Origin of the sequence: Bosea sp. BIWAKO-01, from assembly GCF_001748145.1 — a bacterium.
Classification (GTDB): Bacteria; Pseudomonadota; Alphaproteobacteria; order Rhizobiales; family Beijerinckiaceae; genus Allobosea.
The window spans coordinates 2,027,493-2,042,012 of record NZ_BCQA01000001.1 but is presented as its reverse complement, the minus strand read 5'-3'; the positions used below and the strand labels follow the sequence as shown (position 1 = coordinate 2,042,012).

Annotated in this window: 11 protein-coding genes, 1 tRNA gene and 1 pseudogene; 7 read left to right on the top strand and 6 right to left on the bottom strand. The window is 62.1% G+C overall.

Translation table 11 applies throughout. The annotated features are described in order from the left end of the window. Positions 1 to 32 precede the first annotated feature (32 nt). Together BIWAKO_RS09335 and BIWAKO_RS09330 are read right to left on the bottom strand one after the other, a co-directional pair. Positions 33 to 1,397, bottom strand: a complete 1,365-nt coding sequence (locus BIWAKO_RS09335) for a cbb3-type cytochrome c oxidase subunit I (protein ID WP_069882309.1) — start codon at positions 1,395 to 1,397, stop codon at positions 33 to 35. Positions 1,398 to 1,419: 22 nt separating this feature from the next. Beyond that, entirely contained in the window at positions 1,420 to 1,872 is a 453-nt protein-coding gene (locus tag BIWAKO_RS09330) for a c-type cytochrome (protein WP_069878469.1), read from the bottom strand. Between the two features lie 771 nt (positions 1,873 to 2,643). On the opposite strand from BIWAKO_RS09330, the gene BIWAKO_RS09325 reads away from it, so the two are divergent. Further along, a complete protein-coding gene (locus BIWAKO_RS09325; RefSeq protein WP_141740342.1) occupies positions 2,644 to 3,846 on the top strand; it encodes a BaiN/RdsA family NAD(P)/FAD-dependent oxidoreductase in 1,203 nt (400 codons plus the stop codon). A 505-nt stretch (positions 3,847 to 4,351) separates the two neighbouring features. On the opposite strand, the gene BIWAKO_RS09320 is transcribed toward BIWAKO_RS09325, so the two are convergent. After that, entirely contained in the window at positions 4,352 to 4,873 is a 522-nt protein-coding gene (locus BIWAKO_RS09320) for a Cache 3/Cache 2 fusion domain-containing protein (protein WP_069878467.1), read from the bottom strand. Between the two features lie 607 nt (positions 4,874 to 5,480). Here BIWAKO_RS09320 and BIWAKO_RS09315 point away from each other — a divergent pair. Next, complete coding sequence (locus tag BIWAKO_RS09315) at positions 5,481 to 6,542, top strand: IS110 family RNA-guided transposase (RefSeq protein ID WP_069878466.1); 1,062 nt, start codon at positions 5,481 to 5,483, stop codon at positions 6,540 to 6,542. Positions 6,543 to 6,978: 436 nt separating this feature from the next. Beyond that, positions 6,979 to 7,188, top strand: coding sequence for a hypothetical protein (locus BIWAKO_RS09310; RefSeq protein WP_141740032.1), 210 nt, complete (start codon positions 6,979 to 6,981; stop codon positions 7,186 to 7,188). 908 nt (positions 7,189 to 8,096) lie between these two features. On the opposite strand, the pseudogene BIWAKO_RS09305 reads toward BIWAKO_RS09310, so the two are convergent. Beyond that, positions 8,097 to 9,528, bottom strand: a pseudogene (locus tag BIWAKO_RS09305) (IS1182 family transposase). A 609-nt stretch (positions 9,529 to 10,137) separates the two neighbouring features. On the opposite strand from BIWAKO_RS09305, the gene BIWAKO_RS35295 reads away from it, so the two are divergent. Both BIWAKO_RS35295 and BIWAKO_RS09300 read left to right on the top strand, forming a co-directional pair. Further along, a complete protein-coding gene (locus BIWAKO_RS35295; protein WP_141740031.1) occupies positions 10,138 to 10,566 on the top strand; it encodes a hypothetical protein in 429 nt (142 codons plus the stop codon). A 75-nt stretch (positions 10,567 to 10,641) separates the two neighbouring features. Further along, on the top strand, positions 10,642 to 10,839 hold the full coding sequence (locus BIWAKO_RS09300) for a hypothetical protein (protein ID WP_069878464.1): 198 nt from the start codon (positions 10,642 to 10,644) through the stop codon (positions 10,837 to 10,839). Positions 10,840 to 11,275: 436 nt separating this feature from the next. Here the strand turns inward: BIWAKO_RS09300 and BIWAKO_RS09295 are convergent. Both BIWAKO_RS09295 and BIWAKO_RS09290 read right to left on the bottom strand, forming a co-directional pair. Continuing rightward, positions 11,276 to 11,350, bottom strand: a tRNA-Gly gene (locus BIWAKO_RS09295). Between the two features lie 106 nt (positions 11,351 to 11,456). Then, positions 11,457 to 12,545 carry a 2'-deoxycytidine 5'-triphosphate deaminase gene (locus BIWAKO_RS09290; protein WP_069878463.1) on the bottom strand — a complete coding sequence of 363 codons (1,089 nt, stop codon included), beginning with the start codon at positions 12,543 to 12,545 and terminating at the stop codon, positions 11,457 to 11,459. A 250-nt stretch (positions 12,546 to 12,795) separates the two neighbouring features. Here BIWAKO_RS09290 and apaG point away from each other — a divergent pair, with 250 nt between their 5' ends. After that, entirely contained in the window at positions 12,796 to 13,188 is a 393-nt protein-coding gene (gene apaG / locus BIWAKO_RS09285) for a Co2+/Mg2+ efflux protein ApaG (RefSeq protein ID WP_069878462.1), read from the top strand. Continuing rightward, entirely contained in the window at positions 13,185 to 14,360 is a 1,176-nt protein-coding gene (gene argE / locus BIWAKO_RS09280; RefSeq protein ID WP_274533581.1) for an acetylornithine deacetylase, read from the top strand. The genes apaG and argE overlap by 4 nt, the downstream gene beginning before the upstream one ends. Positions 14,361 to 14,520 lie beyond the last annotated feature (160 nt).

Genomic DNA, 14,520 nt, shown 5'->3' with positions numbered 1-14,520 from the left:
CCACCGGCCCGGAAGGCCGGTGGGCCCCGGCATCATTCCGCCGGCTGGGCGAGCGCGACCGGCGCGCGGCTGCGCTCACGGCCGGGCACCAGTACGGCCCAGACGAACATCAGCGCCGAGATCACCACCACCACGCCGGAGCCGAGCCGGATCCAGTAGAACAGGGCCATCTGGTCCTGGACCTCCATGAAGGACTGGCCCAGGACGCGCTGCAGATGGACCTGCACCACGCCGGCAAAGGTCAGCGCGAAGGTCATGACCGACATGGCCGTGCACATCATCCAGAAGCTCACGATCGAGAGCCACTGGTTGTAGGGCGCGCGGCCCTTCAGCTCCGGAATGGCGTAAGCCATCACCGCGAGGTTCAGCATCACATAGGCGCCGAAGAAGGCGAGGTGGCCGTGGGCGGCCGTGACCTGCGTGCCGTGGGTGTAGTAGTTGACCGAGGACAGCGTGTGCAGGAAGCCCCAGACGCCAGCGCCGAAGAAGGCCATCACCGAGCAGCCGATCGACCACAGGAGCGCTGCCCTGTTGGGGTGATTGCGGCCGGCCTTCCAGGTCATCTGGAAGGTGAAGATCACCATCGTGAAGAAGGGCGCGACCTCCAGCGTGGAGAACAGCGAGCCGATCCACTGCCAGTATCCCGGCGCTCCAATCCAGTAATAGTGATGGCCGGTGCCGAGGATGCCGGAAAACAGGGCGAGACCGACGATGACGTAGAGCCACTTCTCGACCACTTCGCGGTCGACGCCATTGAGCTTGATCATCAGGAAGGCCAGCACCGAGGCCATGATCAGCTCCCAGACGCCCTCCACCCAGAGATGGATGACGTACCACCAATACATCTTGTCGAGCGCAAGATTGGCGGGGTTGTAGAAGGCGAAGAGGAAGAAGATCGCCAGGCCCCACATGCCGAAGAGCAGGATATTGGTGACGGTGGTCTTGCGGCCCTTCAGTGAAGTCATGGTGATGTTGAACAGGAACATCAGCACGACGACGACGATGCCGATCTTGATCGCGAAGGGCTGCTCGAGGAATTCGCGCCCCTCGTGGATGCGGAAGAGATAGCCGACCACGGCGACCGCGGCCGCCACGAAGAACAGCCAGAACTGAATGACGGCGATCTTGCGGCTGTACAATTCTGTCTGCGCCTCCTCGGGCAGCAGGTAATAGGTCGCGCCCATGAAGCCGAGCAGCAGCCACACAACCAGCGCGTTGGTGTGGATCATGCGCACGATGTTGAAGGGCAGGACGACCGAAAGCGTGTTGGGCAGGACATAGATCAGTCCCGCCACGACCCCGAAGGCGACCTGCGCGATGAACAGGGCGAGCGCCCCGTAGAAATAGAGCATCGCGACATTCTGGGTCTCGTATCTCGTCGTGTTGTAGCCTGGCATGGCTTTCTCCTGTCGCGACGTCTCAGCCGGCATCGTTGGGCGGCCAGTTCTGGGTCTTGATCCGGCTCGTCCATTCGAGGAAATCGGCCAGATCCTTGAGTTCCTGCTCGGTCAGGTTGAATTGCGGCATCTGGCGCCGCCCCTCGATCCCGGTCGGCTGAGCCTGCATCCAGGCCTTCAGACTCTCGCGCGCGCCGGCCGCGTCCTTGTCGCCGCCGTAGCGCTTCCAGACATTGCCGAGTTCGGGCGCGAAATAGGCGCCTTCGCCGAGAAGCGTGTGGCAGTTGATGCAGGAATTGCGCTCCCAGACATGCTTGCCGCGGGCGACCGCGGGGGTCAGGGTCGACTCATCGGTGGACTTCGTCCGCATGAACCAGTGGCTGTGTGCGGTGAGCCCGACGAAGATGGCGAAGAAGAAAATCGATCCGCCGTAGAAGACATTTCGGGCTCCCGCCTTTGTCAGACGTTCGGCCATGCGTTCACCCTTCTTCTGCAAGCGAAGATGGACAGGTGCCGGAACTGCCGGGCCACGCTGCCGGCCCCCTTGTCGCGATGCATCGGGAACCAAGGCGCTCCTACTGCCGTTCGCCGCGGCCTTCTTTGCGATTTGGCAAGCAAGAACGATCACGTGTGCGGAAGGCCGGTCTCGAAACCCACCGGGAATGGCTTCGCGGCCTCCGTGGGATCAGGGGAACGACACGCACGCGGCTCTCGCCGCCATGCGCGCAACGATCGAGCTCACGCGACGGCCTCTGGATCGGCGCCGACTAAGCCACCGGGTTCGGTGACGCGCGCTCAGGCTGCGACCTTGTCATTTTCGGACGTGGCCACGAAGGCCGGCACGCCAGTCTCGCGGCGCCACCGGAAGAGGCCGAGCTGTGGCGTTCAAGTGCGCTGCTGACACGGGCTGCGGGGAAACATCCTGAACAGGGCCGGCGGCACGCGAGCTCAGCGGGAGGTCGTTAAGCGAGCTGAGTTCCAAGGGATTTTTGGAGCGGGCGATCGGGATCGAACCGACGACATTCAGCGTTTGGAAGCGGTGCCAGGACGTTGAATGTCGTCCTTCGCACTCCCTAACGGAAAGGCCGAATGGATTGCCGGGGCGCGATAAACCGCGCGATCGTAGTGTCATCTGTTGATGGACGGTCGCGGATCATCTACCCGAGGCGGAGCGTTGCGCGATGTCATCGGGAACGCTGCGCAGCGCCCGTCAGGGCTGTTCTGAGGCTAGCAGCATTTGATGCCGATTGAGCGTTTCGACACTGTCATTCTGGGCGCCGGTGCTGCTGGAATGATGTGCGCCATCCATGCCGCAGCGCGCGGCGGGCGTGTTCTCATTGTCGATCATGCCAAAGCACCCGGGGAAAAAATCCGTATTTCCGGCGGAGGCCGCTGCAACTTCACCAATATCGGAACAGGCGCGCGCAATTTTCTCTCGAACAATCCCCATTTCGCGAAATCTGCGCTTGGCCGATACACGCAGCATGATTTCGTTGCGTTGGTCGAAAAGCACCGCATTGCCTATCACGAAAAGACGCTCGGGCAGCTCTTCTGCGATGATTCCGCCAAGCAAATTATCGCAATGCTGTTGGATGAGATGGCGCGCGCGGCATGCGAACTGCGCCTCAGAACCACACTGGAAAGCCTCGAGCGGATCGATGACGGCTTTGCAATCGCGCTTGGTGGCGATGGGGCTGCAAAAATCCAGTGCCGGCATTTTGTCGTAGCGTCCGGGGGGAAATCCATCCCGAAAATGGGGGCATCCAGCCTTGGCTACCAGATCGCCGGCCAGTTTGGTCTGGCGGTCACGGAAACGCGCCCAGCCCTGGTACCGCTGACATTCGGTGAAGACGTTCTTGCCGGGTTTCGCGACCTTGCCGGCGTCGCCGCAGATGTACGGGTCTCGTGCGGCAAGACAACATTCGATGAGGCGCTGCTGTTCACGCATCGCGGTCTTTCCGGTCCCGCGATTCTGCAGACTTCGTCCTATTGGCGCGAGAAGGAGCCGATCAGGATCGCGTTCCTGCCCACGCAGGACGTGTTCGCCGACTTGCGCGCGTCCAGACAGGAAAACGGCCGCAGAAGCATCGCAAATACGCTTGGTGACCTTCTGCCGAAGCGATTGGCCGCTTATCTCGCAGATGCCCATGGTTGGACGGGGCCCATCGGCGACGCAAGCGACAAGAAGCTCGCCGCGATCGCTTCCACCATTCACGGCTGGGAGGTCATGCCCATCGGATCGGAAGGATACCGGACCGCGGAGGTGACGCTCGGTGGCGTCGATACGTCCGGTCTGAACTCACGGACGATGGAAACAAGGACCGTCGAGGGCCTGTACTTCATCGGTGAAGTGGTCGACGTCACGGGCTGGCTTGGTGGCTACAACTTCCAATGGGCGTGGTCATCAGGCTGGGCCGCAGGGACCGCCATCGCCGAACGCACCGGCTGAGAGGCCTGCGCGATACGAGGGCCAATTCTTAAACAATTGAAAATGCCCGCCGGCGTTCCCTGCCAGACCATGCCGGCGAGTTCGAATGACCGACGCCGCCCGAAAAAACTCTAACGTTCTGTAATCAAAAAGTTTTGGAGCGGGCGATCGAGATCGAACCGACGACATTCAGCTTGGGAAGCGGAGCTAAGTCGTTGAATTACCGCACCTGTGTTCCCCAAACGTAAAAACCGGCAGCCGCGCAGCTCATTGGACCGCGCGGCTTACGGGCTTAGCCTGCTCCGAAATGATCCTCGCCGCTATGTGTCATTGGCTCGGGTGATCCGTCTGATGCTGCTGCTGACGAAGCCGAGCGCAAGGTACGTTCGGTCGAACGGTCCGCCTCGCTATGCCGGCCTGAGCCGATCTTCGGTGATGCTCACGCTTCACCATTCGCGACGCCGCGATGACCCATCGTCCCGTTCGGGAACTCGGCCCCAGCTTCACGTTCGGGCAGCGGACGGGGCTACTTCAAATAGCCTACGTAGTAGATACCGATCACGTTTTTCGACGAATCCCGTATCGGCTTGTACCCTGCGACGTAGGGTTTGCCGAGGATGTCCACCTCTCCATAGAACGCTTCGTCTTTCCTGATGAACTCGATGGCTTTGCCTTTGGGATCCAGAATCGTTCCGATCGCTCGCGAGCCATCATCCTTTTTCACGTTGGTGGCGACGCGAACATACTCGTCACCGCTCTTTACGAAGATCGTGGCCGTCCCCTGAGCTTGCTTCACGACTTCATCAACCAAGTCGAAACTGTTGTTCATCTTGGTTGAACCGAAATAAATGGCAGGCACCGCCTTACCAGCGACAGCATCGGTCCCTTCGATCCTTGGCGGACCGAGCTTGTTCGCCATCGACTCCAAGAGCTCCATCGCCGTCTTCACCTTCGCATCCTGAGCTTGGCCAACGTTCGGTAGAAACATCGCCGCCCCGATGAGGTACATGACTGTCGAGATGCCGATAGCAATTTGCTTGAGTTTCATGAGTGTTCCTCCTCTTGAAAAACGCCTGCATGCGTCAGGGTCCTCACCGCATCTCGGTGACGGCTCGGAGGATCAGGCTGTAGCGGTTTGGTTTGATGTCACGCGATGACCACGCACTGATGGGCGTGCCGACGCGCGTCTCGACTAAGTCCAGCATAAAAACGGCCAGGCGCTCAATCACCCGTGATGATAGAGGAAGGCAGGTCCCAGCGCCAGCCACGCGAGTGGCGTCGTCCGCCGCTCGCAGTGGTCGTACCGGATCGAGGCAGGCCGCATGACTGGCCACAGGAGGCCCGCTGATGGCGTTCGTGGGCGTCGTCGTCTGCATCTTGCCGGTGCTGTCCGGAACGCCCTCGCGAGCCCCCAGAGGCTGGAATCTCAGGCTCGGAGGAACCGTTTCTCCGCCCCCCTCGCGGAGACCGACCAGCCGGCCGCCCGCAAGAGACTTGGGTGGCCGGTTAGGTGCATTGTTCGCTGCAAGAAATGTATCGCGCTGCGCCAGCCAGGCTGCCCGAAAGGAGACATCCCAAACGTCGGGTAATGGGATGGACCGGCTGCTCCCGCGGCCGCGTAAGCTGCGGCCTTACCGTCAAGCCGGAGCAGCCCCATGACCAGGACGACTTCGAACACTGAAGCAGAACTCACCGTTATCGGCATCGATATCGGCAAGGACGTCTTTCACCTCGTCGGCTTCGACGCGAACGGCAAGATCGCCTTCCGGCGCAAGATCCGACGCTTGGCGCTCGAAGAGACCTTCAAGATCCTTCCTGCCTGCATCGTCGGAATGGAGGCGTGCCTAAGTGCGCATTTCGTTGCCCGTACGCTGCGCAGGCTCGGCCATGAGCCCCGCATCATTCCGGCGAAGTACGCCAAGCCTTTCGCGAAGGGGCAGAAGAACGACTACAACGATGCCGAGGCCATCGCGGAGGCCGCGCTGCGACCGAACCTGCGGGTGGTGCGGGAGAAGACGCAGGACGAACTCGACTTGCAGGCCTACCACCGCATCCGGTCGCGGCTGGTCTCGCGCCGAACCGCAACGGTCAACCAGATCCGGGCGTTCCTGATCGAGCAGGGTATCGCCATTCGGCCGGGGTTGCGGGCCCTGCGCACCTCGCTCTTCGACATCCTGAAGAACCGTGCCGATGAGATCTCGCCTCGTATGAGCGATCTGATCGTCGGCCTCTACGAGGACTGGCTGTGGCTCGACGAGCGGATCGAGACGATCACCGCCGAGATCGAGAAGATCGCGGCCGAGCAGGCTGCTTGCACACGGCTCATGAGCGTTCCAGGTGTCGGGCCAATCATCTCGACGGCGCTGGTCGCCGCGATCGGCGACGGTGAAGCCTTCGACCGAGGCCGCGATTTTGGCGCCTGGCTCGGTCTCGTCCCGCGGCAATACAGCACCGGCGGGAGAACCGTGCTCGGGCGCATCTCGAAACAGGGCAACACCTATCTGAGAATGCTGTTCATCCAAGCCGCGAAGGTCATCATCATGAGACCGCAGAACTGGGAGAAGTTCAGCTTCGGAACCTGGTTGAAGGAGGCGGCTCCGCGGCTTCACCGCAACAAGCTTGCGACAGCCCTTGCCAACAAGCTCGCTCGCATCAGCTGGAGCGTTTTGCGCAACGGACGGTCGTTCGACACACACGAGGAGGCGCTCGCCATCTAGCAGCCTCCCAAGGAGTTCGCGACGGAGCAGGCATGGAACGGATTCAATATGCGCACCCAGAGCCTGGTGGCCCTTTTGGCCGCTGAACGGCCGATCTGGTAATGAGGCCAAAGGTGCGCGCGTATTCCCAACGAGGCCACGGCCCGCGAGCCGATCAGTAGGCCGGATACATATGAGCGACTTCCGTTATCGCGCCCAACCGTTGTGAAACGCAGCCGGTCCATACAAAAGGGCCACCTTTGACCGTTCAGCGGCTCGCCGCGAATGTCGCAGTTGGGTCGAAAGCGGACCTTGTCGAGTTGTCAGGGGCGTGCGCAACTGCGGTTGCAGTGCTGCGCGTGAATGGAAGAGCCTGATGCTAGGGAGCGGGAGAGCAAGCCGGTCTATCGGCGAAAGGCTTTTCAAGGTTTTCTGGTTTATCGTTATGCTATGCGTGATGGCCGCTTGGGGCGCCGGATGGGCGTTGGCGCTTTATGCGCTCTTTTTCTTGCTGATCTTCGTTCTCGTAAAGTTCCTCCCTCGCAGCGGCGATAATAGATCGGTATCGGACATTGAACGCCGATCCCTGCTCAGATTTCTCGCCGTGACGGCAGCGTTGTTGATTGTTGCCAGCATTGGCTATTTTCTGTTCGCCAGCATTCGATGAATGAGCGCTGACCGCGATCAACGCCGTCGCGAACGCGGGAAGCGAATGGCTGTTATGGGTCGTAAGCGGACCCGCCCGACGAAAGAGACTGCAACCGATTGCCGCGTTTCGGAGTCGGTCAAGGCGACCAGCCCCTTGCGCGGCGCCTACTTAACCCATTGAAATTACACGCTCACGTTCCCTGCCAAGCCCTGCCACAGAGTTCGACTTACTGGCATCGCTCGATGCAAGTTTGCGCTAACGTACTGTAATAAAATAGATTTTTGGAGCGGGCGATCGGGATCGAACCGACGACTTCAGCTTGGGAAGCGGAGCTAAGTCGTTGATTTTGCGCGCCTGCGTCCCCCAATAGGACAGCGACAAAGCAGCCGCAAGCGAGATTAGGGCTGTCATTGCCAAAGTCGGTTATCGGTGGAGACTGGACCTCGCTGGTTTCTCCAGGCTGCTCAGGTGCGGATTGGTTGAGTCGCGGCGTTTTGTTGAATTCGCCGTTTTAACTCTGCAATGCAGTAATCTAGATCAGACCTCAGCTGTTCGGCTGATTGCAAATCAAAGTTGATAAAATTCTCGACCGCTCCTTCGGGGCCGGCATAAGAATCTGGAAGAAGTTTAGCGCCTAGAAAAAATCGCCCGTCTAGCGCTTTCTTTATCCTCCATACCATGAATGATCTACCGCTGTATCGACCCCAAACCGGATTTGATTCGAATACAACGTCTCCCAAGGAGGCATTCAGCCCTTCTGATCTTGATAGAGTCTGCTTGAACCAACCGAGCATCACAAACCATCCAAACGAGGGCAATCGGATTGTTATGTATCGTTGCAGCGACGCGCGAAGTCCGCAACGGGTCGAGGCCGTGTGGAAACGTCTTTCAGGGTCGTGCTCTGACGATGCGACAGGGTCTGAGGGTCAGGCTCTCATGGCCTTCATCAACGTCGCCGCGCCGAGGATGGCGATGGCCCGCTTGAGATTGTAGGCCAGCACATGGAGGCTCATCTCGGTTCCGACATTGGGGAGGTGGCGGGTCAGGAAGTGACTTCGGCCCATCCAGTCCTTGATCGTGCCGAAGACGTGCTCGACCGTGCGCCTTCGGATCCGCATGGCGTCGGGCATGCGATCGAGCCGGCGCTGCATGGCCTCGATCACCACCTCGTGCTCCCAGCGCTTGATGCGGCGCTGCTTGCCGGTGGTGCATTGGTCTTTGACCAGGCAGGCTCCGCAGCCGTCGGCCCAGTAGGTATGGAGTGTCAGATCCTTCTCGACCGATGAGAAGCGCCATGTGAGCGTCTCGCCGGCGGGACAGCGATAGGTGTCGCTCGGAGCATCGTAGGTGAAGTCCTGCTTGCCCCAGCGCCCGTCGGCTTTGGCCCCTGATGTCAGGGGCTTGGGGACGATGGCGGAGATGCCGATCTCGTCGCAGGCCAGGACCTCCTCGCCTGAGAAGTAGCCGCGATCGGCCAGCACAGTCAGCGCACCGGCTCCTGTCGCATCCTTTGCCTGACGCCCCATGCTGGCGGAGCTGGCTGCGGTCGTGGCCGATGTTGGTGACCTCATGAGCCACGATCAGATGATGTTTGGCGTCGACCGCCGCCTGAACGTTGTAGCCGACGAGGCCAGTGCCCTTGCCGTTGGTGGCCATGGCGCGGGCGTCGGGATCGGTCAGCGAGACCTGACGGTCTGGCGCCACCGCGACGACGTGGTCCATCGCCTGGAGGTCACGCATCTGCTGACGCAGGCGATCAAGCCGGTCCTTGAGGCGGATGCTGCGCATCTGCGCGACGTCATCCTCCTGCCGGTCGGCCGTATCGAGCAGCGACAGATAGCGTGCGATGCTTGCCTCCACCTGCTCCATCCGGCGACGGATCGCGCCGGGCGTGAAGTTCTTGTCGCGCGTGTTGACGGCCTTGAACCGGCTGCCGTCCACGGCCACGGTGCCGCCTGCCAGAAGGCCGAGTTGGCGGCACAGCACGACGAACTGCGCGCAGGCAGCCCGGATCGCAGCCCCATTGTCACGGCGAAAGTCGGCGATGGTCTTGAAGTCGGGCGCAAGCTTGCCCGTCAGCCACATCACCTCGACGTTGCGGCCGGCCTCGCGCTCCAGCCGGCGGCTCGACTGAACCTGGTTGAGGTAGCCGTAGAGGTACAGCTTGAGAAGGGTAGCGGGGTGGTATCCAGGCCGCCCCGTCGAGGCCGGGCCGGCAAAGCCCATCGTTCCCAGATCGAGTTCGTCGATGAAGACATCCACCACCCGGACCGGATTATCTTCGCTGACGTAGTCCTCAAGACAGTCGGGCAGGAGCAGTCTCTGCAGCCGGGTCTCGCCTTCGATGTAGCGCGCCATGCAAGCCCTCGGATCGCTCCAGAAAGCCTACCAGATCAGCCCGTTTCCACACAGCCTCGGTCGTACGCGGACACTAACCGTGCGAGAGGGGTGGACTGCTGTAACACATTGAAATCACTCGACCCTGTTCCCGTCAGATTTTGACGGTCAGCAAAGCCAAATTCGGTCAGGCCGTTGAAATCAAGGGGGTTTTGGAGCGGGCGATCGGGATCGAACCGACGACATTCAGCTTGGGAAGCGGAGCTAAGTCATTGAATTCCCTCACCTGCGTTCCCCAGCACATAAACCGGCAGCTTCTTAAATGGGTGATGGGGTGGACGCCCCCCGACGGCATCTGCGTGCCAGAGTGGGAAGCGGACATGTGGGCCCCGGCAAGGCCTGGCCCTTCTGGAGTTTGAATCCCTTGCCAGGATCTGCTTCGCTCCACGAGCGATGCGATCGGTGGTTCCGGGATTGAGCGGGCCGTGAGGCCTCGCCGCCCTTGAATCCGGATTGGGTCAAATCTGCTGATTTGATCGGCTTTTCGAGAGGTGGTCCGGCGCTGACGGCGGGCGACGAGATGCGCAGTGCGCCGATACGTGCTACGCTCCCAAAAGCGGGAGAAGGAAAATGAAAATGCTGCGAGGTGCTTTCCGCCGTTGTGGTGTCATCACAGCTATCGCGTTCTCTGCTGCAATGTTTATCTCTGATGCCCACTTCAACGTTGCTGAGGCACAGAAGGCGCGGGCGGAGGATCTTGCTTGCGGCAAAGAACTACAAGAGCGGTGCAGTGGCAAAGGAGTGCCGGTACAAACAGACGCGGCTGGGTGGGTCAAAACAGACCTCCTTAGTTGCCTTTCCCAAGAAAAAGACAAGTTAGCAAAAAAATGTGCGGCACGCGCGGCTAATGTTTTGAAGAGCTGCAACGCGGATGCCAATCGACGTTGTAAAGGAATCGTGGCGGGTCAGGGCAATATTCTCGCATGCCTTACAACGGCAAGGCGCGTGGTTTCCGCGCGATGCAATGCGGCTCTTGATGCCGCTTACTTGCGCCAATGATCCTATCTCTACGGTAGCGACCTACAACTGTAGTAATGCCCCCTGACCGTCAATCCATTACCGAGACGATGCCGCTTGCGGCGTGGCGGCGTTCGCAGCCAAGAGTACCGGCCAGAGCGGATCGTCAGCGTCGCCGGCTGCGTTCGCGCCCATGTCGAGGCTGCCCTGGTCCTGTCCGGGGTCGAGGCCGAGCTGCATCACCTGCCGTTTCCGGGCAACGGCCATCAGAACAAGTTTGTCGCCGGGCTGCGCGAGTTGCTGCTGCAGCTGTGATGCCGCCGGCATTGTCCTCGATGCCCGCATCAAGGCGCGGGCGTTGATCTGCGGCGGCGAGGTTCACAACTTTCGCGCGGGTCGGCAGGGTCCGTGAGCAGAAGCGGTCGCCTGCCGAGAACGGATGCTGCCCCCAATCGCGACTTCGGCACCACCCCAGCATCGCTTCCAGGCAGCGCTCCAGCCCCAACTCTGTGCCCCTTGGCCGGCTGGCCAATCAGAATGCCCGAAGCTGACCTTTGCCACGTCGGCTATGGGCCAAATCTCGCCCCTCTCTTGCCTGACCACGAATGTCTCGGACGGGTCGTACGCAGACACTAACCGTGCGAGAGGGTTGGACTGCGGTAACACATTGAAATCACTCGGCCCTGTTCCCGTCAGATTTTGACAGTCCGCAAAGCCAAATTCGGGCAAGCCGTTGAAATCAAAGTGAATTTGGAGCGGGCGATCGGGATCGAACCGACGACATTCAGCTTGGGAAGCTGACGTTCTACCACTGAACTACGCCCGCATGCGCTCGCAGCGACCGCAGATCAACGGCGAGGACACGAATCTCATAGCGGCTTCCTGCGCAGGTGTCATCCGGCAATCGCGCGGGATTTTGGGCGCTGGTTCGCTCAGTCGCGAAAATGCTTCGAGAGCTTGAGCGCCTGGCCCTGGTAGTTCGATTTCAGGTCGGCGCCGTAGAGGGCGTCCGGGCGTGCCGCCATGTGCTCATAGACCAGCCGACCGACGATCTGGCCGTCCTCGATGATGAAGGGCACGTCGCGCGAGCGGACCTCGAGAACGGCACGCGCTCCCTTGCCGCCGGCGCCGCCATGGCCGAAGCCGGGGTCGAAGAAGCCGGCATAATGGACGCGGAACTCGCCGACGAGCGCATCGAATGGCGTCATCTCGACGGCATAATCGGGGGGCACATGCACGGCCTCCTTCGAGGCCAGGATATAAAACTGGTCCGGATCGAGGATCAGGGAGCGCGAGGCGTCCGCCTGGATCGGCTCCCAGAAATCCGCGACACGATAGGCGCCGACCCGGTCGACATCGACGAGTGCGGTATGGCGCTTGCCCCGATAGCCTACGAGACCGTCGAAGCCGGCGAGATCGACGCTGACGGCGACGCCGCTCTGGAAGGAGGGAGTGGCTGCGCTGACCAGCGTCTCCCGTTCGTGCAATTCGCCCAACGAGCGGTCGTCGAGCCGGGCATCGCCAGCGCGGAAGCGGATCTGCGAGAGCCGCGAGCCGGAGCGCACCAGAACCGGGAAGGTGCGTGGCGAGATCTCGATGAAGAGCGGGCCCTCATAGCCTTCCTCGACCAGATCGAATTCGCGCGCCCGGTCGGTGATGACGCGGGTGAAGACGTCGAGCCGTCCCGTCGAGCTCTTCGGGTTGGCGGCGGCGCGCAGGCCCTGGGGCAGCGCCAGCCCTTCCATCAGCTCCGCGACATAGACGCAGCCGGTCTCGAGCACGGCGCCCCTGGTCAGGTCGATCTCATGCAGGGCGAGCTGGTCGAGCCGCCGCGCGACGGTCGATCCGGGGCCGGGCAGGAAGCTGGCGCGGACGCGATAGGCCTTGTCGCCGAGCCTGAGGTCGAGGCTGGCCGGCTGGATCTGGCCTTCCGCGGGCGGCCGCGCAAGCTTGATCACACCCTCTTCGATGAAGGCACGGATGCGGCTGTCGGGCTGGATGCCGGGCAGGAAGGGCAGCATGAGCGTCGGACCTGTTCAGCCTGAGCTAGCGAAGCCTGACACAAGGGCCAGGCGGGCCAGTCCTATCGCCCGTTTTCGGGGCGGTTGTCCACGCGAGAATCACTCTGTCCGCCGCCGCGCCGGGCCAAATGCAGGACTGGCCAGCGCTGCTTCGGGATTGACGCTGCCGCCGGCCGGTCCATAACAGGGGCGTTGTTCCCGGCCCATTTCCGTCCGCCGGCGAACCCGCAACGGCACGGAGCCGCTGAGCATGTATCAGGCGCAAACCCGAGGCGTGCGCGTGACCGCCGTTCCCGAGTTCATGGAACGGGAATCCGCCCATGAGCAGGGCCGCTATTTCTGGGCCTATACGATCGAGATCGTGAACCAGTCGCGCCAGACCGTGCAGCTGATGACGCGGCACTGGTTCATCACGGATGGCCGCGGCGAGGTCCACGAAGTGCGCGGCGATGGTGTGGTCGGCAAGCAGCCGGTGCTGCGGCCCGGCGAGAGCTTCAGCTATACCTCGGGCTGCCCGCTGATGACGCCCGACGGCTCGATGCGCGGCTATTACGCCATGCTGGGAGAGGATGGCGTGGTCTTCGATGTCGAGGTGCCGCTGTTCCCGCTCGATTCCCCCTATGTGAAGAAGGTTCTGCATTGACCATTCCGACCACGGCCGCGCGGCGCTACACGCCGCTCGAAATGCTGTCGCGCCTCGTCGCCTTCGACACGGTGAGCGCCAAGTCCAATCTCGATCTGATCGCCTTCGTTGCGGATTATCTCGAGAGCTGGGGCGTGTCCTCGATCCGGATTCCGAATGCGGAGGGTGACAAGGCGGCGCTCTTTGCCACGATCGGCCCGGCCGATCGCGGCGGCATCGTCCTCTCCGGCCATACCGATGTCGTGCCCGTCGCCGGCCAGGCCTGGTCGAGCGATCCCTTCACCCTGCGCATTGCCGATGGCAGGGCCTATGGCCGGGGCGCCGTGGACATGAAGGGCTTCGTGGCGCTGGGGCTTGCCCTGGTTCCGGATTTCCTGGCCGCCGGGCTGACGACGCCGATCCATCTCTTCCTGTCCTATGACGAGGAGCTCACCTGCCTCGGCGTCGTGGACGGCATTGCCCGCATGGGCCGCGATCTGCCGCTGCCGCGCGCCGTCATCGTCGGCGAGCCGACCTCGCTCGAGATTGCCGACGCCCATAAGGGCATCCGCACCTTCAATACCGTCGTCACCGGCTTCGCCGCCCATTCCTCGAAGCCGCATCTCGGCGCCAGCGCCGTCCATGCCGGGGCGTTGCTCGCCGCAGAGCTCGACCGGATGGCGCAGGAGCTGATGGAGCGGGCCGATCCCGCCGACCGCTTCGATCCGCCCTACGACACGGTCCATGTCGGCAAGCTCCATGGCGGCATCGCCCGCAACATCCTGGCCGATCGCTGCGAACTGGGCTGGGAGGTGCGCACGTTGCCGGGCTCGGATCCGGACGAAGTACCGCACCGCTTCTCCGCCTATGCCGAGACGGTTCTCGCGCGCATGCGCAAGACCGCGCCCTCCTCGACGATCACGACCGTGATGACATCGGATGTGCCGGGTCTGGCGCCTGATGCCGGCTCGATGGCCGAGGCCCTCACCATGCGCCTTGCCGGCCGCAACAGCACGATTGCCGTACCCTATGCGACCGAGGCCGGACATTTCCAGCGCGCCGGCCTGCCGACCGTCGTCTGCGGCCCGGGCTCAATCGATCAGGCGCATCAGCCGGACGAGTACATCACACTCGAGCAGCTCGCCGCCGGCGAGGCATTCATGCGCGACCTGATGCAGAGCTGCCGGAGCTGAGGGGCACTGAGCCCCGCATCGATGACGGCAGGCTGTTGAGGCGAATGTCGCCTCGGCGGGTTGGGAGCGAGGTCTGTCCAGCCATCCCGATCTTCTGCCGTTCGGCGCGCCACGCGCACACCGTGCGAGGTGCGTCGTCTTGCCCGTGCTGAACTTGCTC

What these genes read in the sequence shown, in the direction of transcription:
- BIWAKO_RS09315 (WP_069878466.1), top strand. Translation starts at nt 5,481, where the DNA reads ATGACCAGGACGACTTCGAACACTGAAGCAGAACTCACCGTTATCGGC.
- BIWAKO_RS35295 (WP_141740031.1), top strand. Translation starts at nt 10,138, where the DNA reads ATGAAAATGCTGCGAGGTGCTTTCCGCCGTTGTGGTGTCATCACAGCT.
- apaG (WP_069878462.1), top strand. Translation starts at nt 12,796, where the DNA reads ATGTATCAGGCGCAAACCCGAGGCGTGCGCGTGACCGCCGTTCCCGAG.
- BIWAKO_RS09335 (WP_069882309.1), bottom strand. Translation starts at nt 1,397, where the DNA reads ATGCCAGGCTACAACACGACGAGATACGAGACCCAGAATGTCGCGATG.
- BIWAKO_RS09330 (WP_069878469.1), bottom strand. Translation starts at nt 1,872, where the DNA reads ATGGCCGAACGTCTGACAAAGGCGGGAGCCCGAAATGTCTTCTACGGC.
- BIWAKO_RS09310 (WP_141740032.1), top strand. Translation starts at nt 6,979, where the DNA reads ATGGCCGCTTGGGGCGCCGGATGGGCGTTGGCGCTTTATGCGCTCTTT.
- BIWAKO_RS09290 (WP_069878463.1), bottom strand. Translation starts at nt 12,545, where the DNA reads ATGCTGCCCTTCCTGCCCGGCATCCAGCCCGACAGCCGCATCCGTGCC.
- BIWAKO_RS09320 (WP_069878467.1), bottom strand. Translation starts at nt 4,873, where the DNA reads ATGAAACTCAAGCAAATTGCTATCGGCATCTCGACAGTCATGTACCTC.